We start from the raw sequence: 23,013 nt of genomic DNA, 5'->3' as shown, positions 1-23,013 counted from the left end.
GCGCTCCGGATCAGTGCTCGGCGAAGGCGTTTGCGAGCCTGCTGTTGTTGTCGCTGAACAGAAACTGGATCGCATTGCTGGCCTTGCCGACACCCCCGACGATGGCAAGCGACAGCACCGCAACGATCAGGCCATATTCAATGGCCGTGGCGCCTGTTTCGTCCTGCAAAAATCGGCGCAGCAATGGCTTCATGATCGTCGATCCCTCTCATCCCCGACCATATCGCCCACCTGTTAAGAAAGGTTAACGGCACAAGCTTAACAGGCTGTGAAATGGGCCTGCGTTGAGGAAGTTCTCAAGCTGGTGTCGACCTTGTTGGTCAGCAGTCGCCGCTCCGTTGGCCGTCGGCGCGGATGATGCAGACTGAGCTCGGTGAGGGCTGCAGCACGCTTCTGCGCAGCGTATAGGTGGCCCGCGAGCCGATCGAACCCGTGCTCATCGGGTCGAGACCGCCTGCAAGAGCATCGCGGCTGGATGATCGCGTCTGGTTGTCCAGCACGGGGACCGCGATCAGCGCCAGCGCCACTGCGGCCGAGCCGAACAACAGCGTGACGCGCAATAAGCCGACGCCGGCGGCGCGAAAGCTGCGATCTGGCCGGATCGAGTGCCATTCCCTGTCGAGGCTCATGCAATCGCTCCCCGCGAACCCGCTTTGCCGCAATTTTTCACGACGAGATAAATCTTCCATTAACGCTGGCTAGATCAGACCGCGAAATGGCTTTGTATCACAACAGGTCGATGAGGAACTGGATCAGCGGCGCGTCGGCCGGCGGCATGGGATAGTCGCGCATCTGCTTTGGCCGCACCCATTTCAACGCCTGCCCTTCCCTGGGCTGCGCGATGCCGCGGAAGCGGCGGCAGACGAACAGGGGCATCAGGAGATGGAAATCATCATAGGAATGGCTGGCGAAGGTGAGCGGCGCCAGGCAAGGAATGTCAGTCTCGATGCCGATTTCTTCCTGCAGTTCGCGGATCAGGCATTGTTCCGGCGTCTCGCCTGGCTCTACCTTGCCGCCGGGAAATTCCCACAGGCCGGCAAGCTGTTTGCCCTCGGGCCGCTGCGCCAGAAGCACCCGCCCATCGGTATCGACCAGCGCGCACGCGGCGACCAGCAGCAGGCGTTTGCCGGTGATCTCGCTCATGCGCCCGGCGGCCGGCGATAGTGGTAGCGATAGACTTCGTCGAAGCCCAGCGAGCGATAGAGCGCCAGCGCCGGCGCATTGCCGGCCTCGACCTGCAGCCAGGCTTCGCGAGCGCCACGCAGCCTCGCCCACTTCAGCGCCGACAGGATCAGGTTGCGGCCATGGCCCTGATTGCGCGCCGACTTGGCGGTGGCGATCTCGAACAGACCGGCAAGATCGCCGTCATGGACGCAGATCAGCACCGCCAGAGGGTCGGCCCCTTCCTCCAGCGCAAACAGCCCGACTTCGGGTTGGATAGCGCCGATGATTTCCGAAAGACCGGGCCGCAGCGATGCATCCGAGCCGCTGACCTTGAGCGACGCGCCGAGAAAGCGGCTGATATCCTTCAGCGGAATCTGGTCCATGGCCGGCGCCAGTTGCGCGTCCGCCAGCGGCAGCCGCATCACCAGGGATTCGTCGAATGTGCTCCAGCCCTCATTGTCGAGATGCTTGGCCAGGTCCGGCCCCGACAGCGGCGAGATGCGGAAGGTCAGCGGCCTGCCATAGGCGTCGAAGCGCCGGCTGGCGCGGCCGATGCGCTCGGCAATGTGCTGGGTGTCGCCGGGATCGAGCGGGTTGACCGAGTTCAGCCGCTTGGCCGGATGGCCGGCTGTCAGCCGCACCACCCAGGTGCCGTCATAATGCACGGCCGCCGCCGGCCAGGCGCGAAAACCCGCCGCCTCGTAGCGGCGCACGATGGCCAGCATGCTTGCCGGATGCCTGGAAGCCAACTCCATCAGCTCCGGTAATCGCCATTGATGGCGACATATTCCTTGGTGAGGTCGCAGGTCCACACCGTCGCCTTGCCGCGGCCGATACCGATATCGGCGCGGATGCGAATGTCGTCGCGCTTCATATAGGCCGAGGTCGCTTCCTCGGAGTAGCCCGGGTCGCGTTCGCCCTCATGCGCCAGACGGTTGTCGCCGAACCAGATCGACAGCCGGTCGCGATCGGCCGGCTCGCCGGCCTTGCCGACGGCCATGACGACGCGGCCCCAATTGGCGTCCTCGCCGGCAACCGCCGTCTTGACCAGCGGCGAATTGGCGATGGACAGCGCGATGCGCTTGGCCGAGCGCGCCGATTTGGCGCCGGTAACGGTGACTTCGACCTGCTTGCGGGCGCCCTCGCCGTCGCGCACCACCTGCAGCGCCAGCGATTTGAGCACCTTGCCCAGCGCCCGGCGGAACGCGCCGAGACGCGCATCCTTGGGATCGCTGATGGCGGGCGCGCCGCGCTTGGCAGCGGCTCCGGTGGCGAACAACAGCAGCGTGTCGCTGGTCGAGGTGTCGCTGTCGACGGTGACGGCGTTGAAGGTCTTGGCGGTGCCGCGCGACAACAAGTCCTGCAGCACGGGGGCGGCGATCGGCGCATCGGTGGCGATGAAGGACAGCATAGTCGCCATATCGGGCGCGATCATGCCGGCGCCCTTGGAGATTCCATTGATGATGACGTCGGTGTCGCCGAGCTTGACCGTCGCTGTCGCCACTTTCGGATAGGTGTCGGTTGTCATGATGGCCTTTGCCGCCTCGGTCCACAGATCCGGCTTGCCGTCCTTGACCAGTCCGGCCAGCAAATGGCTGAATTTGGTGGTGTCGAGCGGCTCGCCGATTACCCCGGTAGAAGCGAGGAACACTTCGCCTGGCGTGCAGCCTGCGGCCTTGGCCGCGGCCTCGCCGGTCAGTTGGGTGGAGGCGCGGCCCTTCTTGCCGGTGAACGCGTTGGCGTTGCCGGAATTGACCACCAGCACTCGCGCCTTGCCGGCGCCAAGGTTCTCGCGGCAGAAGTCGACCGGCGCCGAGGGGCATTTCGACTTCGTGAACACGCCGGCAACCGCTGTGCCGGCATCGAAGACCATGGCCAAGAGGTCGGCACGGTTCTTGTACTTGATCCCGGCCTCTGCGGTGGCGATGCGCACGCCCTCAATGGCAGGCATTTTGGGATATTTCTTCGGCGCGAGCGGCGAAATCGTTGCGGACATTGGGGACCTCGGGCGACGGAAAAACGCTAGGCGAAGGCCGGTTTGCCCGATAGCACGGCCCGGCGCAAGGGCGTTTTCTTGGCCGCCGCTGTCGGCAAGCCACCAGGGATTAAGCTTGCATTTCAAATCCGTTGGCGTCACCGGGGCCTCTGGCGTTATGATATCGGCCATGGGCAGGCTGGTGATCTTGGCGGTGGCGTTTATGGGGCTTTTGCTCCTGAGCGCCGATGCGCAGCCGGAACGGCGCGTGGCGCTGGTCATCGGCAATGGCACCTATGCCGAAGCCGGCACGCTCACCAATCCGGTCAACGATGCCCTCGATATTGCCGGCAAGCTGCGCTCGATCGGCTTCGACGTCATCGAGGGCAACGATCTCGGCAAGCGCGAACTCGAGCGCAGGATCGGCGAATTTTCCGATGCGCTGGAAGGCGCCGGGGTCGGGCTGTTCTATTATGCCGGCCACGGCCTGCAGGTCGAAGGGCGCAACTACATCGTCCCGGTCGACGCCCGGCTCGACATGCCGGTCAAGCTGCAGCTCGAAGCCGTGCCGATCGACGAAGTCCTCGACATCATGGAGCAGCAGACCAAGGTCAGCCTGGTGTTCCTCGATGCCTGCCGCAACAATCCCTTTGCCCGCAGCCTGAGCCGCACCGCCACCACGCGCTCGGCAACGGCGCTTGCCGGTCTGGCCCAGTTCGATTCGACGCGTGGCTCCTTCATCGCCTTCTCGACGGCGCCAGGCGCTGTCGCCATGGACGGCACCGGGCGCAATTCGCCGTTCGCCGCCGCCCTGCTGCGACACATGGCCGAGCCCGGCCAGAGCATCAACGACATGATGATCGCGGTGCGCCGCGACGTGGTCTCCGAAACGCGCGAGGGACAGCGCCCATGGGAACAGGGTTCGCTGCTCGAACGGTTTGAGTTTGTGCCCGGCGGCGAAACGGTTGCACAGCCGAAGCCCGCCGTCCCCCCGGCGCCCGAAACAACGGTTGCGGCACTCGAACGGTCTGTAGGCGACGACAAGACCGCAATCGAGAAATTCCTGCGCGACGACTATCTTGCGCCCGATGCCGCGGCGATCGGCGAGACCGTCAAGCGGCTCTATGCGCCTTCCGCCACCATCTTCGGCACGCGCTATGACAGCGACGCCGTCGTCAAGCTCAAGACGGACTGGTTCGCGCAATTTGCATCCTGGTCGTTCAGTCTCGAGCCCGGCAGCCTCAATGTGACGCCGCAGGGCGAGAACCGCGCCGAAGCCGTGTTCGCGATGAGCTACGACTATATGTCGAAAGACAAATCGGCGGCGCGCATGACCGGCAAGGCACGAGTCGCGCTTGGGCTGGTGAAGAGCGACGGCCAGTGGCGGATCGACTCGGAAACCTCGCAAGTGATGAACTGAAAATCCCCGCGAAGGGCGAATGTGAGACCCGCTTCTACAAGCGCTGGAAACGGGCCGTTTCGTTTGCCTGCCAGCTCACCTATATTGTCGGCGAGATTGTTGGCCAGGATTGCCGGCGAGATTGTTGGCGAGGACAGACATGGGCGAGGATCCGGCGCGCAGATCGATCGGGGCGCGGCGCAACCCAGACAGCGCCGAGGCCATTCTCGAGGCCGCGGAGGCGGTGCTGGTCGAGGCCGGCTATGCCGGCTTCTCCATAGAGGCCGTGGCGCGGCGGGCGCGCGCCGGCAAACCCACGATCTATCGCTGGTGGCCGAGCAAGGCGGCCCTGCTGTTAGAGGTCTACAAGCGGCAAAAGCGTGTCGACGTCCCCGATACCGGCAGTCTCGAAGACGACCTCGTCGGTTTCCTGAGGAACCTCTTCGCGCATTGGCGCGACACATCCTCGGGCAGCGTATTCCGCTCGCTGATCGCCGAGGCCCAGTCGGACGAAGCGGCGGCCGCGGCCCTGACTGGCTATGCCGATGGGCGCGTGTCCCACACCGCTCGGATCATCGAGCGCGCCAAGGCGCGCGGCGAGGTTGCGGCCGATGTCGACGCAGCGCTGGTCGCCGACCTCATCGCTTCCTATGCCTGGAAACACCTTTTGACCAACCGGCTGGACGAAGATGAGGCGACAATCCGTGCCACTGTCCGCTATGTGATGTCAGGCATCTCCCGCAATTGAAAAGGGCGCCGAACGGCGCCCTTTGCATGTTTTTTCGGTGCCGGCCTTACTTGCCGGCTTCCATCGTGTCGACGGCCTTCTTCAGATTGGCGTCGGGGATTTCGACCTTGGCGGCGCCGCGCAGCTGCTTGACCAGTGCGAAATACTTGTCGCGGATCACCGCCTGCTTGGCCTGGTCCTTGACGTCGTCGAAGGCCGGCGGCTGTTTGGTGCGCTTGTCCTCGAGCTTGATGACATGCCAGCCGAATTGCGTTTGCACCGGCTCCTTGGTGTATTTGCCGATTTCGAGCGCAACTGCCGCCTTGTCGAATTCCGGCACCATCTGCCCCGGGCCGAACCAGCCGAGATCACCGCCATTGGTCTTGCCCGAGGGATCGCTGGTATGCTCGTTGGCGAGCTTCTGGAAGTCTGCACCGCCATCGAGCTGCTTGATGATCGCCTCGGCCTCTTCCTTCGTCTTCACGAGGATGTGACGGGCATGAATCTCATTGACCGGCGGCGTGCTGGCGATTTCCTGGTCGTAGCGGGCGCGCACCTCGGCATCGGTAACCTTGTCGACGACGCCCTTCTCGACCATCTCGCCATGCAGCGCGCGCTGCTGCAGGAACGCCATGCGGCGCTGGAATTCGGGATCCTTGTCGAGCCCGGTAGCGACCGCCTGGGCGGCCATGACGCGGATTTCGATGGCCGCCGAAAGGGCGGCGGCGCGGCGCTGCTCGGGTGGCAACTGCGAGAACTGCTGCGACAGCTCGCCCTCGGCAAGCCCAAGGTCCGCCTCGGTCAGCTTCTGGCCATTGACGGTAGCGATGACGGCGTTCGGATCGACGGGGGCTGCCGCCGGTGCTGCTGCGGCATCGGCCGGGGCGGGAGCGGCTTCCTGGGCCATCAGCGGAGACAGCGACAGGGCCGACAGGCCGAAAGCCAAGCCAAGGCTGGCGAGCGACGCACGGCGAAACAGTAAGGACATCAAGATTAACTCCAAGGGGGGATTGGTAGGGCTTGCAGATCAGCCGGATTGTGGCGGAATTTGGCGCTGCCCATAGGGCTAACGCGGCGTTGACATCAGTTGAGCCCCCTCTTATCTGTCCAACGACTTTGCGTCCAGAACCGTTTTCCGGGCGCTTTTTGTGTTTGTCCGCGTTTCACGCGGAATTGATGGGGCCGGCCGGCGCTCATCTCAAAATTGAGAATTCTATCGAAAGGACCATCGGATGGTCAGTCTCGGCGGTCTCGCCCGTAAGGTTTTCGGTTCCTCCAACGATCGTCGCGTAAAATCGACCCGGCCGCGTGTCGAGGCGATCAACGCCATGGAAAACGAGATGCGGGCGCTGTCCGACGCCGAGCTTCAGGCCCGCACGGAAAAATTCCGCCAGGATATCGCCAACGGCGCTACGCTCGATGACCTGCTGGTGCCGGCCTTCGCCACCGTCCGCGAGGCATCCCGCCGCGTGCTCGGCATGCGCCCCTTCGATGTGCAGCTGATCGGCGGCATGGTGCTGCACAATGGCGGCATCGCCGAAATGCGCACGGGCGAGGGCAAGACCCTGGTCGCCACCCTGCCCGTTTATCTCAACGCGCTTGCCGGCAAGGGCGTCCATGTCGTCACCGTCAACGACTATCTCGCCACCCGCGACTCCGAATGGATGGGCCGCGTCTACAAATTCCTCGGCCTTTCGGTCGGCGTCATCGTCCATGGCCTGTCCGACGAGGAACGCCGCGTCGCCTATGCGTCCGACGTTACCTATGCCACCAACAACGAGCTCGGCTTCGACTATCTGCGCGACAACATGAAGTATGAGCGCGCGCAGATGGTGCAGCGCGGCCACAATTACGCGATCGTCGACGAAGTCGATTCCATCCTGGTCGACGAGGCGCGCACGCCGCTGATCATTTCCGGTCCGCTCGAGGACCGTTCGGAAATGTACAACACCATCGACGCCTTCATGCTGCAGCTCGGCCCGGCCGACTACGAGATCGACGAGAAGCAGAAGACCTCGATCTTCACCGAGGAAGGCACCGAGAAGCTGGAAAACCTGCTGCGCGCGGCCGGCCTGCTCAAGGGCGAGTCGCTCTATGACGTCGAGAACGTCGCCATCGTCCACCACGTCAACAACGCGCTGAAGGCGCACCGGCTGTTCCAGAAGGACAAGGACTACATCGTCCGCAACGACGAGATCGTCATCATCGACGAATTCACCGGCCGCATGATGCCGGGACGCCGCTATTCGGAAGGCCTGCACCAGGCGCTCGAAGCCAAGGAGCATGTGGCGATCCAGCCGGAAAACCAGACGCTGGCCTCCGTCACCTTCCAGAACTATTTCCGCCTCTACAAGAAGCTGTCCGGCATGACCGGCACGGCGCTGACCGAGGCCGAGGAGTTCGGCAACATTTACGGCCTCGAAGTCACCGAGATCCCGACCAATCTGCCGGTCATCCGCAAGGACGAGGACGACGAGGTCTACCGGACGGTCGAGGAGAAGTACAAGGCGATCGTCAAGGAGATCAAGGAAGCGCGCGCCAAGGGCCAGCCGACGCTGGTCGGCACCACCTCCATTGAAAAATCCGAGCAACTGGCCGAGCGCCTGCGCAAGGAAGGGTTCAAGGATTTCGAAGTGCTGAACGCCCGCCATCACGAGCGCGAAGCGGCCATCGTCGCCCAGGCCGGCAAGCCCGGCGCCATCACCATCGCCACCAACATGGCGGGACGCGGCACCGACATCAAGCTCGGCGGCAACGCCGAGATGCGCATCGAGGACGAACTGGGCGACATGCCTGCTGGTCCCGAGCGCGAGGCGCGCGAAAAGGAAATCATTGCCGATGTCGAGCGCCTGAAGGAAAAGGCGCTGGCCGCCGGCGGCCTCTACGTGCTGGCCACCGAGCGCCATGAATCGCGCCGCATCGACAACCAGCTCCGCGGCCGCTCCGGCCGCCAGGGCGACCCCGGCCGTTCGAAATTCTTCCTGTCGCTGCAGGACGATCTGATGCGCATCTTCGGCTCCGAGCGCATGGACGGCATGCTGCAGAAGCTTGGCCTCAAGGAAGACGAGGCCATCATCCATCCGTGGATCAACAAGGCGCTGGAAAAGGCGCAGAAGAAGGTCGAAGCGCGCAACTTCGACATCCGCAAGAACCTGTTGAAATACGACGACGTCTCGAACGACCAGCGCAAGGTGGTGTTCGAGCAGCGCATCGAATTGATGGACGGCGAAGGCCTGTCCGAGACGATCGCCGAGATGCGCGAAGGCGTCATCGAGGAGATCGTCACCAAGAACATCCCCGAAAACGCCTATGCCGAGCAGTGGAACGTCGCCGGCCTCAAGGCCGAGGTCGCCGAATTCCTCAATCTCGACCTGCCGGTCGAGGACTGGGTCAAGGAAGAAGGCATTGCCGAGGACGACATCCGCGAGCGCCTGACCAAGGCCGCCGACGCCGCCGCCAAGGAGCGCGCCGAGCGCTTCGGCCCAGACGTGATGAGCTATGTCGAACGCTCGGTGGTGTTGCAGACGCTCGATCATCTGTGGCGCGAGCACATCGTCAACCTCGACCATCTGCGTTCGGTCGTCGGCTTCCGCGGCTACGCCCAGCGCGACCCGCTGCAGGAATACAAGAGCGAGGCGTTCGAGCTGTTCCAGGCGCTGCTCGGCAATCTGCGCCAGGCCGTCACCGCGCAATTGATGCGCGTCGAACTGGTCCGCCAGGCCGCCGAAGCACCGCCGCCCGAAGCGCCTGAAATGTTCGGCAGCCACATTGACGGCACCACGGGCGAGGACGATTTCGAGGGCGGCGAGACCGCACTTCTGGTCCGCCAGGAGAGCAACGCCATCGTCGCTCCCGAAGACCGCGATCCGAACAACCAGGCGACCTGGGGCAAGATCGGCCGCAACGAAGCCTGCCCCTGCGGCTCCGGCAAGAAATACAAGCACTGCCATGGCGCGTTTGCCTGATTTCGAAGGCTAGGTCGGCGGGACAGCACCCCCCTCTGGCGTGCCGGCCATCTCCCCCTCAAGGGGGGAGATCAGCAGCTTCGGCGCCGTAACTTCTTTCAATTTCGACAATTGGCGAAAGCTACAGCGACAGCCAATCTCCCCCCTTGAGGGGCAGATGTCCGGCAGGACAGAGGGGGGTGCGAAGGATCGCGACCTCTCGGTCCAACCCTCGTCAAAACCTCACAACAACCCCGAATCGCGCGCGGTCGCTGTCGCCTCGCCGCGCGACACCGCATCCAGCTTGCCCAGCACCGCCGAGACATGGTGATCGACCGTCTTTGGCGAAATCGTCAATTGCTCGGCGATCCGCTTGTTGGAGAGGCCGCGTTCGATCAGCTGCAGCACCTGCATCTGGCGCAAGGTGAGGCCGGCGAGGTTGGCGCGCGTCGAGCGGCGCGGGCCGCGGGCGATGCCGCCAACGCCGTTCTTGCGCATGATATCGCGCAGGCGCTGGGCTGCCGGCCTTGCCCCCAGGCCGTCGAAAATATCCAATGCCAGCCGCTGCCCCTCGTCGTCGCCGAGGATGAGCGCCAGTCCGCGCTCGTATGGCGCATTCAATTCGGCCCAGAGTGCCGAAGCCGAACGCCAGTCGCCGGTTAGAAGCAGCCGGTATGGTGTCGCCATGTCGGCGGTGTCGCCGGCCGGCATACCGGGAGAGAGCAATGTTCGCCACAGCGCCAGCTCCCCGACATGGGCACGCGAGCGCACCGGCGTTTCGGCGCGGGTGATCAGCGCCAGCGCCTCTTGCCTGTCGGCCAGGCCCAGCCATGCCTGCTCCGCCATCAGCGCCGCGTAAGAGCTCAGCATCTGCAGGTCGCCGCCGCTTCCGACCAGGCGCGCCATTTCGGCGAACAGCGGCTCGGCCGAGGGATCGCCGCGCCTCAGGCGCAGTTTCGCCAGTGCCAGCAGCGCCGGAAACCGGCCCACGGTGGTTGTCCGATCATTATCGATGACATCGCTTGCCGTCGCGGCGGCCTCATCCCATTGGCCCTGACGCAGTTGCACATCGGCCAGCATGCCCCTGAGATAGTCGCGCCAGGTGCCGAGGTCGTTCTCGGTGCAATAGTGGATGCCGCTCTCGAGCACCGGACGTGCCGCGTCGTAGCTCATCTGGGTGATCTCGAAACAGGCGCGGTTGGTGAAGGCGCGCGCGGCATGTTCCTGGAAATTGCCCTGGAGCGCAATTTCAAGGCTTTGGTCGAGGCGCAGGCGTCCGGCATCCGGATTGAGCCACTGCTCGACGCAGCCGACATTGTTGAGGGCATGCGAGGCGATGTCGGGACGGTTCATCCGCGCAGCCAGCGCCGCTGCCTTCTCGCCATAGAACAGCGTGTCCTCCACCCTCTCCGACAGCATCGCCAGATGCGAAAGGTTCGAATAGGCCATGGCGAGTTCGGGACCGGCGGGAGCCGCTTCCAGCATCGCCACAGCCTCGGCGCCGAAGGCGGCCGCCGCCTCGCGGTCATCGCCCATTTCGCTCAGCCGGGAGAGCCATCTCAGGCTGTCGCCCTCCTTCAGCCTGTTGCCGTCTGCCTGATGCAACCGGCGCGCCTGTCCCTGCGCTGCAAGCGCATCATCGATCTTGCCGATGAGATGGCACTCGAAGGCATGACTTTCGTAGAGCGCGGCGCGCTCGATCACCGGCAGGCTGTCGGCCTGCTGCAGGGCGATCTCGTAATAGCCGGCGGCATCGCGATGGGCGCCGACGCGCGACGCCTCGCGCGCGGCGATTGGCGCAAGTTCGCGCACCGCCGCCAGATTATGCGCCTCGACCGCATGATGCACCAGGCGGCCTGTGGAGACGTCGCCATTTTCGAGCAGTGCCGCCAGCGCACGCTGGTTGAATTCCCGCCTGTGCGACGTCGTCAGCATCATCTCGATGGCGCGCCGCGCGATGTCGTGCCGGAAGGCGTAGCCGTCGCCCAGATCGTCGAGCAGGCCGTTGGCGACACACTCGGCCAGCTGGCCGGCGCTGGCGACGCCGCACAGGCCCTGCAGAGCCCAGACGTCGGCGCGGCGCGGAAACACCGACACCGCGTCGAGCATTGCGCGGGCGCCTGGCGACAGCCGTTCAGCCCGCGCCAACACGGCGTCGCGCACGCTTGCCGGCAGCGCCGTTTCGTTTTCCGCCGACAGCAATTCGGTAACGAAGAAGGCATTGCCGGCGGTCGCCCGGTAGATGGCGTCGCCGTCGCGTCCGGCCGCATCGGCGAGCGACAGCACGGCCGCCTCGCTGAGCAGCGGCACGTCGATGCGCGCCACGCTGCCGGCCGGGATTTCGCCCAGGGCGCGGCGCACCCGCATCTGTCCCTCGCTGCGGTCGGTGCGCGCCGTCAGCAACAGCAGGATGTGGGTGTTGGCGATACGCCGGCCAAGGAAGCGCACGAAATCGAGCGTCGCATCGTCGGCCCAGTGCAGGTCTTCGATCACCAGCAGGCTCGGTCCCTTGGCCGCAAAGGCGTCGAGCGCATCGGAAAACAGCGGCAGTCTCTGCCCATGCCGGGCGTCGATTGCGCGCGGCAGCGCCCATTGCGCCTCACGGGCCAGATCGTAAAGCGGCCCCAGCGGATCGGGGATCGACAGGTCCTCGCAAGCGCTGCGCAACGTCGCCGCGCTCTCTCCGACACGGGCCGCGAATGCCTCGACAAGCGCCGTCTTGCCGGCGCCGGCCTCCCCGGCCAGCACGGCGATGCGGCCATGGCCGCGTATTGCATCGCCAAGCAGTGTCTCCAGCTGCTGCAGCTGCATCTGCCGTTCCAGAAGCATCATTGTCATCGTCTCACAGGATCGGAGTTTTCCCACCATGGCGGGCCGCTCACGATTAGCCCGTGAAGAAAGCGCCGCAATGTGACTTCGCACACATTGCCGTGCCTCTTTCCACAAAGAACGACGCCAATATAGGGAATCGTCCCGCCAAATATGGGGAATCGTTCCGATGCGCGGCCCGGGCCGGCGTGGTCAACGTCCAGCAGCGCTCCGATCGAGCGTGAACCAATGGAAAAGGAAACCTTCCATGCCTCGCTACCTGATTGAACGCACATTTCCGGACGGCCTCAACATACCGATGACCGATATCGGCGCCAGCGCGGTGGGCGGCGTCGTCATGCGCAATGCCGAAAAGGGCGTCACCTGGATCCAGTCCTTCGTCACGCCCGACAAGAAGCACAGCTTCTGCATCTACGACGCGCCGACGCCCGAAGCTATCCGCAGCACCGCTCAGAAAAACTCGCTGCCGGTCGACAAGATTACGGAGGTGCGGGTTCTTGACCCTTACTTTTACCTCTGATCCTGCGTTCGGTCGCCACGATGATGAGCATCAAACTGTCCTTCGCGGCCATGGCGAACTGCCTGATGGCCTGCCGCTCGGTGGAATCGGGCCTGTCCTGGGAAAGACCGGCCGGCCAACCTCCGTGCTCGGCCGTCTATGGCGGTTCGCGTCGAAGCTGCCTGCGTATCTGTCTGAAAGGCGGCGCTTGCCCCCGGAAGGCGACTATCTGAGGCGCGACATCGGGCTATCGGAGCGGGACGTCCCGCAGGAATATTGGCAATATTACTTTTGGGATCGTTGATTTTGCTCATTTTTTTAGCGCGGCGGTCAAAGCTCGGCAACCGAAGCGGCATATCCATCGCACAGCCGGCAGGGACAAAACTGTCCCCAATCCTTAAACCACGCCACCGGCGTTTCGGCATCGGCCGCCGTCGCCTTAAGCGTCAACAAACGGACGGAAGACCATGACCATAACTCTTTGGACGACACGCTTCGCGGCTTTCGCCGCCATCTCGATCGCGGCGGGTGCGGCCGCCCAGGCGCACGACGCCAATCCGCTGGCCGAAAAGGTGCGCGCCGCCAACAGCCGCTTCGAAAATGTGGCAGCCGCCACCGCCGAAGGCTATGCCCCCATCCCTTGCGCCAGCGGCATCACCGGCGGCGCCATGGGCATCCACTATGTCAACGGCGCCTATCTCAAGGACGATGCCGTCGATGTCGCCAAGCCCGAAGCGGTGATGTACGAGCCGACGGCCGACGGCAGCCTGAAGCTGATAGCGGTCGAATACATCACCTCGAAAGGCCCGGCCTCGCTCGAAGGCCAGCTGTTCAACTTCAACAGCGCCCCCAATCGCTACGGCCTCGGCCCGTTCTACGAACTGCACGTCTGGGCATGGAAACAGAACCCGACGGGCGCCTTCGCCGACATGAACCCGAACGTGTCGTGCGACGCCATGAAGGGGATGTAACGCCTCACATGTGACACCTCGGGCACCGGACATCCGGTGCCTGGCCATCCCCATTGGCGGGGGAGGGGCGAGCGAAACGCCGACCGGCTCCCCAGTCTTCCCCGGCGTTCGCTCGCCTTTTGTTATGCCCCGGCATACGATGACGCACCTTGCACACGCGGCCATCCTTGGCCCCTCGGCGCACCCGCACCTGCCCACCCTTTCTTAAGGTGTTTCGGATACATCGAAACCTTGAAAAGAGGCGGAAAACGGAGAGACATCGGGGTGCGGTTTTCCGCGGCGACGACGGCCGGGCGGTTCTTGCCGCAGCGCTTGGCGCTGCGCATGGGGCCTCTGCTTGGCCGGATCGATGCGGTGCTGTTCACCGCCGACGAGCGCGGCGAAGCCGGGCGCATGTCGCTGATCGCCTTTGCCATCCGCATCGTCAGCGCCGTCATCGCCTTCATCAGCCAGGTGCTGATGGCGCGCTGGATGGGCTCGTTCGAATACGGCATCTTCGTCCTCGTCTGGGTGACGATGGTCATCGTCGGCAACCTTGCTTGCCTCGGCTTCCACACCTCGGTCATCCGCTTCATCCCCGAATACCGCGAACGCAACATGATGGCCGAGCTGCGCGGCATCGTGGTCGCCAGCCGCCTGTTCGTGCTGATTGCCTCGACCGCGATCGCCGGACTTGGCGCACTGGGCGTCTGGCTTTGCGCGAACTGGATCGAGAGCTACTATGTGATGCCCTTCATCCTCGGCCTGTTCTGCCTGCCGATGATCGCCATGGGCGATCTGCTGCAAGGCCAGTCACGCGCCAATTCCTGGGCGTTGTTTGCGTTGTCGCCGACCTATCTGGTGCGGCCGGTGCTGATCCTGGCGCTGATGGCGCTGATGCTGGCGCTGGGCTATGCGCCCGACGCCAGGACAGCGATCTTCGCTTCGATCGCCGCCACCTACGCCACAACGCTCGGCCAGCTCATCGGCGTGACCACACGCATGGGCAGGAATATCCCGTCCGGGCCGATGAAGGTGCATTTCGCCGAGTGGTTCATCGTCTCGCTGCCGATCTTCCTGGTCGAGAGCTTCTTCTTCCTGCTCACCAACGCCGATGTGCTGATGGTCGGCGCCTATCTCCAGCCCAATGACGTCGCCGTCTATTTCGCCACCGTCAAAACGCTGGCGCTGGTGCATTTCGTCTATTTCTCCGTCAAGGCCGGCGTCGCCCAGCGTTATGCGCAGTTCACCCATGGCGAACCGGAAAAGCTCGCCGCCTTCGCCCGCGAGACCGTGTCGTGGACGTTCTGGCCCTCGCTGCTGATGGCGCTGCTGGTGCTGGCGCTCGGCGAACCGATGCTGGTTCTGTTCGGCCCCGAATTCACCGCCGGCTATCCGCTGCTGTTCCTGCTGGTGTTCGGCGTCGTGGCGCGCGCCGCCGTCGGCCCGTGCGAAAGCCTTCTGACGATGAGCGGCAACCAGAACATCTGCGCCGCCGTCTATGCCATGACGCTGGCCTTCAACATCGGTCTCAACGTGGTGCTCATCCCGCTCTTCGGCCTGTGGGGCGCGGCGATCGCCACCAGCCTCGCCATGGTCTTCGAGGCCAGCGCCCTGTCCTTCACCGTCTGGCGCAAGCTCGGCATCGTCATGCTGATCTTCGTGCCCGCAGCAAAGCGAGCCGCCTGATGGCCGCCATCCCGCTGATCGAGGAAACCAGCGGCGGTCCGGCCGGCGCCATGGTGTCGGGCCTTGCCGGTCTGGCGCGCGATGCCGATCCGGCGCATCTCGAGATCCTCGCCAACAACCGGCCGCTGCGCAAGCTGGCGATCTATCCGGCTTCGGCCGGCTTCGAACTGGTCGAGGAACTCGACTATCTGTGCACCCGCACGATCGAGCCCAACGTCTTCTTCAACCCGCGCTTTCTGGCGCCGGCCATGCCCCGGCTGGAAGATCGCGAGGTCAAGCTGGCAGTGATCCGCGACGGCGACGAATACCGCAACCGGCTGCGCCTGCTGGTGCCGTTCTCGGTCGAGCGGCCGGCCGTGCCGCTCGGCGTTCCGGTGATGCGCACCTGGTCGAGCCCGTTCGGGCCGATCGGCACGCCGCTGGTCGACCATGACGACCCGATCGGCGTCGTCGAGGATTTCTTCGGCATGCTGTCGCGGCCGCATCTCAAGCTGCCGAAGGTCTTCGTGCTGCCCGACATGCGCCTCGACGGCCCATTGGCCAGCGTGCTGGCCACCGTTGCCGAGACGCGCGGCCTGACAATGGTCACCACCGGCAAGGCGGACCGGCCGGTGCTCGAAAGTACGCTCGACGGCGAGGCGTATCTGAAGGCATCGCTGCGCGCGCACCACTACCGCGAATTCCGCCGCCTGAAGCGGCGCCTGGGGGATCTCGGCAGGCTGGAACATGTCGTGGCGCGGGGACCGGACGAAATCCGCCACGCCATCGAAAGTTTTTTGACGCTGGAAGCCGCCGGCTGGAAGGGCCGCGAGCGCACCGCCATGGCCATCGACCGCTACCGCGCCGCCTTTGCCCGCGAAGCCGTGCACCGGCTGGCCGAGCACGACATGTGCCGCATCCATTCGCTGACGCTGGACGGCCGCACGATCGCCTGCCTGGTCGTCTTCGTCGAGGCCGGCGTCGCCTACACCTGGAAGACCGCCTATGACGAGACGCTGGCGACCTATTCGCCGGGCACGCTGTTGATGATCGAGGTGACCAGGCAGCATCTCGACGACCCCAACATTATGATGACTGATTCCTGCGCCGTGCCCGACCATCCGGTGATGAGCCGGCTGTGGAGCGAGCGCAAGCCGATGGGCTCGCTGGTGATCGGACTGACGCCGGATGCCGATCGGCTGGCCCGCCAGGCCGCCTCGCAGCTGCATCTCTACCGCGAGACCCGCAACATGGCCCGCCTGCTGCGCAACCGCGTGAAGAGTTTGCTGGGACGGCGATAGCCACTGGATCAACGGCAAGACACCAGCTATGGCTCGCGCGGCAATTTCGGCCGGCCTTCACGACAAGCCATCCTGATGATCAGAACCTTCTTGCGTCACGCCGGTCCCCGTGCGGCCTTTTCGCTGCTTGCACTGCTGCCTGTCCGCGCCCGGGCCGATAGCTGCCCCGAGGATTGCAGCGAGCCCGCACCGTCCATCAACATCTACAGCCACACCGCCGCCGGCCATCTCAGCCCGGCCACGCTGGGTGCACTGCCGCGCGTCTATGTGCCGAACCGCTCCTCCAACAGCGTCACGGTAATCGACACCATGACGCTCAAGGAAGTCGACAGGTTCCCGGTCGGCAGCAAACCGCAGCACGTCGTGCCGTCCTGGGACCTGAAGACGCTCTGGGTCGCCAACAATGGCACCGGCAAGAACGGCAGCCTGACGCCGATCGACCCGATGACCGGCAAGCCCGGCCCGCAGATCGCCGTGGACGATCCCTACAATTTGTATTTCATGCCGGGCGCGGCCATTGTCGTCGACGAAGCCCTGGAGCGGCTCGATTTCCGCGATCCTCACACCATGGCGCTGAAGTCGGCCCTGCCGACGCCCACTTGTCCCGGCATCAACCACGCCGATTTCTCCGTCGACGGCGCCTACGCGATCTTCACCTGCGAATACGGCAATGGCGGGTTGGCCAAGATCGACCTGAAGAACCAGAAGGTGCTTGGCCATCTCGACTTCTCGAAAATGGGCATGCCGCAGGACATCCGCCTCTCGCCCGACGGCAAGGTTTTTTACGTCGCCGACATGATGAATGACGGCGTGTTCCTCGTCGATGGCGACAGTTTCAAGGAAATCGGCTTCATCCCGACCGGCATCGGCGCCCATGGCTTCGTCGTCAGCCGCGACGGCAAGCGGCTCTATGTCTCGAACCGGGGCTCGCACAAGATGGAGCAGGGCCAGGCAAAGGGACCGGGCAGCGTGACGGTGATCGACTTCGCTACCCGCGCGGTCGTCACGCAATGGCCGATCCCCGGCGGCGGCAGCCCCGACATGGGCAACGTCAGCGCCGACGGCAAACAACTATGGCTGTCCGGCCGCTTCGACAGTGCCGCCTACATGATCGACACGACATCAGGCACGGTGACCAAGTTTCGGGTTGGCTCAGAGCCGCACGGCCTGACGGTGTGGCCACAGCCGGGGCGGTATTCGCAAGGGCATACGGGGAATATGCGCTAAGTCCGTGTTCGAGGCGCGGCTCGAACGCAAAAGGTCGCAAGGGCAACCGCCCATCGGCCGGGACCCGGAACGAGCAGGGGCTTTCCTTGGAAACCGCGAAGCTGTAGCTCCACACACTGGTTTCGGATACTGCCCAGAAGATGAACCTTCGCCGCATCGTCCTCATCGTCGCGCTTCTCAATCTTGCCTATTTCGGGATCGAGTTCGCTGTGGCGCTCGCCATTGGATCAGTGTCCCTGTTCGCCGACAGCATCGACTTTCTTGAAGATGCTTCCGTGAACCTCCTTATCCTGCTCGCACTTGGGTGGTCTGTGCGCTCCCGTGCGCGGGTGGGGATGGCATTGGCGCTCATCCTTCTCATGCCGGGTCTGGCAACGCTCTGGACGGCTTGGGAGAAGTTCAACGTGCCGGTGCCGCCGCAGCCCATCGCCTTGACCTTGGCGGGACTTGGCGCTCTCGCCGTCAACCTGTCCTGTGCCTACATGCTGGCCGCGCACCGGCATCGTGGCGGCAGCCTCACAAAGGCGGCCTTCCTGTCGGCCCGCAACGACGCCTTGGCCAACATCGCCATTATTGCCGCAGGGTTGGTCACGGCCTTGCTCTGGCATTCCGCGTGGCCCGATTTGGCGGTGGGATTGGGGATCGCGGTCATGAACGCCGACGCGGCCCGCGAAGTGTGGGAAGCTGCCCGTGAAGAACACCGTGCGGCGGCCTGAGAGCACGTAGAGCGGGGCTACCGGCCGCCGCTGATTGGCGCTATCGCTGTCATCCTCAGCAGCCGCGGTTGGCTCTGTGTTCGAGGCACTGTTCGAACCCGGAGGGTTCGCAAGGGCGACCGCCCGTCGGCCGGTCAGGCCGCCCCATCGGAGCCCATGAGCGAAGCGAACTGGCGTGAGATCAAAAATGGTGCCCCTAGCCGGAATCGAACCAGCACTCCTTGCGGAACTCGATTTTGAGTCGAGCGCGTCTACCAATTCCGCCATAGGGGCTCAGGCCCAAAGGCCTGGATGGGCGCGGACTATACGGTTGGAGGCCTGTTCGTCAACTGGCCAAATGCGCCGCCGTGCCCTGCTTGCGGCAAAAGCCCGCCTTTCTGTTTCGTGAAGCTCCTGCCATTGTGCGGCGCGGAAAATCTTTCTAGACAGACGCGCATCAAAGCGCGTTGCGTGTGGCAACCTGCATCCAGGAGAGCCGATGCTTCGCGGACTTTACGACTGGACCTTGTCGCTGGCGGCCCGCAAATCCGCCGAATGGTGGCTGGCCTTCATCGCCTTCGTCGAAAGCTCGGTGTTTTTCATACCTGCCGACGTCTTGTACCTGCCCATGGCGTTGGCGCGGCCCGAACGCGCCTATCGCTACGCGCTGACCGCCACCGTTGCGTCCGTGCTGGGCGGCATTGCCGGCTGGCTGATCGGCTACTATGCCTACGACACGATAGCACGGCCGATGCTGGAGCACTTTGGCGGCCTTGACGCGTTCGAGAGGTGGCAGTCGGCCGGCACCGGGCTGATGCTGGTGCTGCTCGTCACATCGGGTGCCGCCCACCTGCCGCCGATCAAGGTGGTCACCATTCTGGCAGGCGCCCTCCACGTCAATCTTGTCGTCTTCATCGTCTCCGCCATCCTGGCGCGTGGCGCTCGTTTCCTGCTTCTTGCCTGGCTGCTGCGCCGCTATGGCGAGGAGATCAAGGAATTCATCGAGAAGCGTTTGGGATTGATCGTCGGCGCCGGCGCCGCCGCCCTGATTTTGCTCTATATCGTCGTCAAATACGCCTTCTGACCGCCCAAGGCGGGCGGTGGGTCAGGACTATGCCGGCGGACGGCGAATTCAACGGACGAAACATGACAGCCACGATGACAGCCGATACCGGACGCCAGCGGACGCGCACCGCTTTGTTTCTCACCGTGGCCATGGCCGCCACGGTCGGCTCCGCGCTCGCCTTCCAGCACATAGGCGGCTACATCCCCTGCCATCTCTGCCTGGAACAGCGCACGCCCTATTATATCGGCGCCCCGCTGATGCTGCTGGCGGTGATCGCCTCGATGTTCAGCGCACCCGCATGGCTGACGCGCGGCCTGCTTGCCGTCGGCGGCCTGCTGATGCTCTACGGGCTCTATCTCGGCGTCTATCATTCGGGCGTCGAATGGGCCTGGTGGCAGGGTCCGGCCGATTGCACGGCCGGCGCCGGCCCGGTCGATACCGGCGGCAAGGGCGTGCTCGACGCGCTCGACAAATTCGTGCCGCCATCCTGCGACAAGGCAGCCCTTCGTATCCTCGGCCTGTCGCTGGCCGGCTGGAACGCCATAGCCAGCTTCATCCTCGCCGCCATCGCCTTCCGCAGCGCGCTGGCGCGCGATTAATCAAGCGCGAGGTCGCGCCATGCGGCCAGTCTCTAAATGTTGGCACCGCCCCTCATTGCCCTGCCGGGCATTTCTCCCCGTATAGTGACGGGGAGAAAGACGCAGTCATCAATGGTTTCGCCAATCCCGAACGCTGAAAGAAGGGCGCCAAATTTGCAGCCAATTCCCTTCTCCCGTCACTATAGGGGGAGAAGGTGGCGGCAGCCGGATGAGGGGCAGCACCTAACATCGGCGATTGCCCTGGCAAGGCCGATCGCGCCAATCCCTACGGCTCCAACTCCACATCCCAGTAGAGATAATCCATCCAGCTTTCATGCAGATGGTTGGGCGGGAACAGCCGGCCATTGTTGTGCAGGTCGTGCACGGTCGGCTGGTAGGGCTTCTGCAGCGGCCACATCTTGGCGTGCGCCGGCATCATGCCGCCCTTCCTCAGATTGCAGGGTGAACAGGCGGCCACGACATTCTCCCACGTCGTCGCCCCGCCGCGATGGCGCGGGATGACGTGGTCAAAGGTCAGATCCTCGGGCGTGCCGCAATACTGGCACTGGAAGCGGTCGCGCAGGAACACGTTGAAGCGGGTGAATGCCGGGTGCCTCGACGGCTTCACATAGGCCTTCAGGCTGACGACGCTGGGCAGCTTCATCGAAAAGGTCGGCGAAGACACCGCATGCTCGTATTCGGCGACGATGTTGACCCGGTCGAGGAACACCGCCTTGATGGCGTCCTGCCAGGACCAGAGCGACAAGGGGTAATAGCTGAGCGGACGGTAATCCGCATTCAGCACCAGCGCAGGAAGCCCATCCGGAGATACGGCAACCGTCACCTTGTTGACCTCCTCATTCTAGAACCGATCGGCGCGGATACTGTAAGCCCGACATGACAGGGATGTGAAGCGGATTGTCATCAGCCAAAAGCGGCAAAAATGCAGGATTTTCATGCTTTTTTACGATTTCAGGCCGGAGGTGCTGCGTCCCGGCCCCTGGTTTCGCGATAATAGGACCAGAAAAGCCGCGATGCGACGCCTCGCCACGGGCTCCATGATTCGGCCAGGGCGATGAGCGTTTTCTCCGGCGGACGCGGTTCGATGCCCAACGCGTGGCCAACCGCGCTTTGCAGCGCGACGTCGCGAGCGGGGAAAATATCGGGGTGGCCGGCGGCAAACAGGAGATAGACCTCCGCCGTCCACGGGCCGATGCCCGGCACCGCAACCATCGCTGCGATCGCCTCCTCGGCGTCGAGCGAACAGAGGTGATGCAGGTCGAGCCCCTCAACCACGGCCTGCGCAACCGCGATCAGACCGCGCTGCTTCGGCCGCGACAGCCCGGCCTCGCGAAACATGTCCTCGCCGGCGGCAAGGATCGCCTGCGGCGTTAGCGGATCGACCAGTTTCACCAGCCGGCCGAAAATCGCATCGGCGCTCGCACGGGATACTTGTTGCGAAACGATAATGGAGGCCAGGCTTCGAAAACCGGGTTCCGACAGCCGCAGCGGCACCTCGCCGGCCATGCCGCGCACCTTTTCCAGGCGCGGATCGATTGCGCAAAGCGCATCCAACCCGCGCGCAATATCGTCCAGTGTCGCGACGCGTTGCATGTTTTCTTGTTCCTGAACCGGCCGCACGGTAGCAATTGGCAAAACCGCTGCACAACCCGATTGCCGCTTGTGAGATGACGCTCCTGACATTCCGCTTCGCGCCGAGCCCGAATGGCGAACTGCATCTCGGCCATGCCTATTCGGCACTGCTCAACCAGCAACTGGCGCGTGCGGCCGGCGGCCGCCTGCTGCTGCGCATCGAGGACATCGACACGATCCGCTGCACGCCTGAATTCGAGGCCGGCATCTTTCGCGACCTCGAATGGTTAGGTCTCGAATGGGAACAGCCGGTGCGGCGCCAGGCCGAGCATTTCACCGACTACCGGGCCGTGCTCGACCGGCTGGTCCGCGAAGAACTCGTCTACCCTGCCTTCATGAGCCGTGGCGAGATCAGGGCCTTCATCGCCGACAGCGAAAAACGCGGCCGCGACTGGCCGCGCGACCCGGACGGCGTGCCGCTTTATCCCGGCGCCGACAAGGCGCTGCCGATCAGCGAACGCAACCGCCGCATCGCCGAAAATGCGCCCTTCGCCTGGCGCCTCGACGTCGATGCAGCGCTGGCGCGCGTCGGCACGGATTTGTCCTGGCGCGAATTCACCAACGAGACGCTTTCGGCGACGCAGCGTGTCGAGGCGCGTCCGCAGGACTGGGGCGACGTCATTCTGGCGCGCCGCGGCATCCCGACCAGCTATCACCTGGCCGTCGTCGTCGACGACGCTCTGCAAGGCGTCAGCCATGTCGTGCGTGGCCGCGACCTTTATTCCGCGACCGGCATCCAGCGCCTGCTGCAGGAACTGCTCGGCCTCGGCCAGCCGCAGTATTTCCACCACCGTCTCATACTCGGACCGGATGGGCGCAAACTGTCGAAGAGTTTTGCTGATACCGGCCATGCCGCGCTGAGGCAGGCAGGCATGTCGCCGGACGATGTCAGGCGGCTGGTCGGGCTCTGACTAAAGCCGGGCTAGCCCCGCCTTGAGCAGCGCCAACGCGCCGATAAACGCGAAGGCGCCGCCCAGTCCCCAGGCAACCGCGAGCTTCAGATCTCTCAGGACGATGCCATGTTCGTTCGCGGCCATGACCGCGGCGAAAAAGCCGAGCGTGAACAGCAGCGTGTTGCCGGTCGACCCAAAACCGTCCTCCTGCATGATGGCGTCGAGCGCTGAGCCGAAGAAGAAGCCGAACACGGTCACACTGGCCACCGTCATCAACAGCCAGCTTGTATCGAGATGCAACAGCATGCGCGCTCCCTGTCGAAGCCAAAACGCCATGTCGCCGGATCGATCGACAGAAGTCGATTGCCCTGACGCCGCCCTTTGAATTCGGCCACCTCCTACATCAGGATGAGCTTATGTACCAATTGTTTCACTTTGCTTGCCG

The 23,013-nt window shown here is 64.3% G+C and carries 23 protein-coding genes and 1 tRNA gene; 13 read left to right on the top strand and 11 right to left on the bottom strand.

What is annotated here, in order from left to right:
• Positions 1-10 precede the first annotated feature (10 nt).
• The 5 genes from NKJ78_RS20460 to argJ form a co-directional block, all read right to left on the bottom strand.
• Positions 11-193, bottom strand: a complete 183-nt coding sequence (locus tag NKJ78_RS20460) for a Flp family type IVb pilin (RefSeq protein WP_023672984.1) — start codon at positions 191-193, stop codon at positions 11-13.
• 127 nt (positions 194-320) lie between these two features.
• A complete protein-coding gene (locus NKJ78_RS20455; RefSeq protein ID WP_352459764.1) occupies positions 321-629 on the bottom strand; it encodes a hypothetical protein in 309 nt (102 codons plus the stop codon).
• A 97-nt stretch (positions 630-726) separates the two neighbouring features.
• Positions 727-1,143, bottom strand: a complete 417-nt coding sequence (mutT, locus tag NKJ78_RS20450; protein WP_023685791.1) for an 8-oxo-dGTP diphosphatase MutT — start codon at positions 1,141-1,143, stop codon at positions 727-729.
• Positions 1,140-1,889 carry a GNAT family N-acetyltransferase gene (locus tag NKJ78_RS20445; protein ID WP_023713717.1) on the bottom strand — a complete coding sequence of 250 codons (750 nt, stop codon included), beginning with the start codon at positions 1,887-1,889 and terminating at the stop codon, positions 1,140-1,142. The genes mutT and NKJ78_RS20445 overlap by 4 nt, the downstream gene beginning before the upstream one ends.
• 29 nt (positions 1,890-1,918) lie before the next feature.
• On the bottom strand, positions 1,919-3,160 hold the full coding sequence (argJ, locus tag NKJ78_RS20440; RefSeq protein WP_023733658.1) for a bifunctional glutamate N-acetyltransferase/amino-acid acetyltransferase ArgJ: 1,242 nt from the start codon (positions 3,158-3,160) through the stop codon (positions 1,919-1,921).
• Positions 3,161-3,329: 169 nt separating this feature from the next.
• Here argJ and NKJ78_RS20435 point away from each other — a divergent pair, with 169 nt between their 5' ends.
• Both NKJ78_RS20435 and NKJ78_RS20430 read left to right on the top strand, forming a co-directional pair.
• On the top strand, positions 3,330-4,559 hold the full coding sequence (locus NKJ78_RS20435; protein WP_352459763.1) for a caspase family protein: 1,230 nt from the start codon (positions 3,330-3,332) through the stop codon (positions 4,557-4,559).
• A gap of 139 nt (positions 4,560-4,698) precedes the next feature.
• Positions 4,699-5,286, top strand: coding sequence for a TetR/AcrR family transcriptional regulator (locus NKJ78_RS20430; protein WP_023704295.1), 588 nt, complete (start codon positions 4,699-4,701; stop codon positions 5,284-5,286).
• Positions 5,287-5,332: 46 nt separating this feature from the next.
• Here the strand turns inward: NKJ78_RS20430 and NKJ78_RS20425 are convergent, their stop codons facing one another.
• Positions 5,333-6,253 (bottom strand): peptidylprolyl isomerase, encoded by a 921-nt coding sequence (locus NKJ78_RS20425; protein WP_023686683.1) that lies wholly within the window; start codon positions 6,251-6,253, stop codon positions 5,333-5,335.
• Positions 6,254-6,497: 244 nt separating this feature from the next.
• On the opposite strand from NKJ78_RS20425, the gene secA reads away from it, so the two are divergent.
• Complete coding sequence (gene secA, locus NKJ78_RS20420; RefSeq protein WP_023672992.1) at positions 6,498-9,230, top strand: preprotein translocase subunit SecA; 2,733 nt, start codon at positions 6,498-6,500, stop codon at positions 9,228-9,230.
• A 222-nt stretch (positions 9,231-9,452) separates the two neighbouring features.
• Here secA and NKJ78_RS20415 read toward each other — a convergent pair whose 3' ends face one another.
• Complete coding sequence (locus tag NKJ78_RS20415) at positions 9,453-12,041, bottom strand: helix-turn-helix transcriptional regulator (RefSeq protein ID WP_352459762.1); 2,589 nt, start codon at positions 12,039-12,041, stop codon at positions 9,453-9,455.
• A 244-nt stretch (positions 12,042-12,285) separates the two neighbouring features.
• On the opposite strand from NKJ78_RS20415, the gene NKJ78_RS20410 reads away from it, so the two are divergent.
• The 7 genes from NKJ78_RS20410 (at position 12,286) to NKJ78_RS20380 (ending at position 18,399) form a co-directional block, all read left to right on the top strand.
• On the top strand, positions 12,286-12,558 hold the full coding sequence (locus NKJ78_RS20410; protein ID WP_023673765.1) for a DUF4242 domain-containing protein: 273 nt from the start codon (positions 12,286-12,288) through the stop codon (positions 12,556-12,558).
• Complete coding sequence (locus tag NKJ78_RS20405) at positions 12,536-12,841, top strand: hypothetical protein (RefSeq protein ID WP_084023795.1); 306 nt, start codon at positions 12,536-12,538, stop codon at positions 12,839-12,841. The genes NKJ78_RS20410 and NKJ78_RS20405 overlap by 23 nt, the downstream gene beginning before the upstream one ends.
• Positions 12,842-13,004: 163 nt before the next feature.
• A complete protein-coding gene (locus NKJ78_RS20400) occupies positions 13,005-13,508 on the top strand; it encodes a hypothetical protein (protein ID WP_023694007.1) in 504 nt (167 codons plus the stop codon).
• Positions 13,509-13,772: 264 nt separating this feature from the next.
• Positions 13,773-15,176, top strand: a complete 1,404-nt coding sequence (locus tag NKJ78_RS20395; RefSeq protein WP_352459761.1) for a lipopolysaccharide biosynthesis protein — start codon at positions 13,773-13,775, stop codon at positions 15,174-15,176.
• Entirely contained in the window at positions 15,176-16,456 is a 1,281-nt protein-coding gene (locus NKJ78_RS20390; protein WP_023698693.1) for a GNAT family N-acetyltransferase, read from the top strand. The genes NKJ78_RS20395 and NKJ78_RS20390 overlap by 1 nt, the downstream gene beginning before the upstream one ends.
• 75 nt (positions 16,457-16,531) lie before the next feature.
• Positions 16,532-17,683 (top strand): YncE family protein, encoded by a 1,152-nt coding sequence (locus NKJ78_RS20385; RefSeq protein ID WP_352459760.1) that lies wholly within the window; start codon positions 16,532-16,534, stop codon positions 17,681-17,683.
• Between the two features lie 140 nt (positions 17,684-17,823).
• Entirely contained in the window at positions 17,824-18,399 is a 576-nt protein-coding gene (locus NKJ78_RS20380) for a cation efflux transmembrane domain-containing protein (protein ID WP_023673757.1), read from the top strand.
• Positions 18,400-18,587: 188 nt separating this feature from the next.
• On the opposite strand, the gene NKJ78_RS20375 is transcribed toward NKJ78_RS20380, so the two are convergent.
• A tRNA-Leu gene (locus tag NKJ78_RS20375) sits at positions 18,588-18,672 on the bottom strand.
• A gap of 205 nt (positions 18,673-18,877) precedes the next feature.
• Here NKJ78_RS20375 and NKJ78_RS20370 point away from each other — a divergent pair.
• Positions 18,878-19,462, top strand: a complete 585-nt coding sequence (locus tag NKJ78_RS20370; protein WP_023685316.1) for a YqaA family protein — start codon at positions 18,878-18,880, stop codon at positions 19,460-19,462.
• 62 nt (positions 19,463-19,524) lie between these two features.
• Positions 19,525-20,043 (top strand): disulfide bond formation protein B, encoded by a 519-nt coding sequence (locus NKJ78_RS20365; protein WP_352459759.1) that lies wholly within the window; start codon positions 19,525-19,527, stop codon positions 20,041-20,043.
• 265 nt (positions 20,044-20,308) lie between these two features.
• Here the strand turns inward: NKJ78_RS20365 and NKJ78_RS20360 are convergent, their stop codons facing one another.
• Together NKJ78_RS20360 and NKJ78_RS20355 are read right to left on the bottom strand one after the other, a co-directional pair.
• Complete coding sequence (locus tag NKJ78_RS20360; RefSeq protein ID WP_008874122.1) at positions 20,309-20,866, bottom strand: HNH endonuclease; 558 nt, start codon at positions 20,864-20,866, stop codon at positions 20,309-20,311.
• A 128-nt stretch (positions 20,867-20,994) separates the two neighbouring features.
• Entirely contained in the window at positions 20,995-21,636 is a 642-nt protein-coding gene (locus NKJ78_RS20355; protein WP_352459758.1) for a DNA-3-methyladenine glycosylase family protein, read from the bottom strand.
• A 74-nt stretch (positions 21,637-21,710) separates the two neighbouring features.
• Here NKJ78_RS20355 and gluQRS point away from each other — a divergent pair, with 74 nt between their 5' ends.
• The gene (gene gluQRS, locus NKJ78_RS20350) at positions 21,711-22,586 is read left to right on the top strand and encodes a tRNA glutamyl-Q(34) synthetase GluQRS (RefSeq protein WP_352459757.1); all 876 of its coding nucleotides are present in this window, start codon (positions 21,711-21,713) and stop codon (positions 22,584-22,586) included.
• On the opposite strand, the gene NKJ78_RS20345 is transcribed toward gluQRS, so the two are convergent.
• On the bottom strand, positions 22,587-22,874 hold the full coding sequence (locus NKJ78_RS20345; protein ID WP_352459756.1) for a hypothetical protein: 288 nt from the start codon (positions 22,872-22,874) through the stop codon (positions 22,587-22,589).
• Positions 22,875-23,013 lie beyond the last annotated feature (139 nt).

It is taken from the genome of Mesorhizobium sp. M0037, from assembly GCF_040323635.1.
GTDB lineage: Bacteria > Pseudomonadota > Alphaproteobacteria > Rhizobiales > Rhizobiaceae > Mesorhizobium.
Note: the sequence above shows the minus strand (reverse complement) of the source record. Positions and strands in the feature narration are given on the sequence as shown.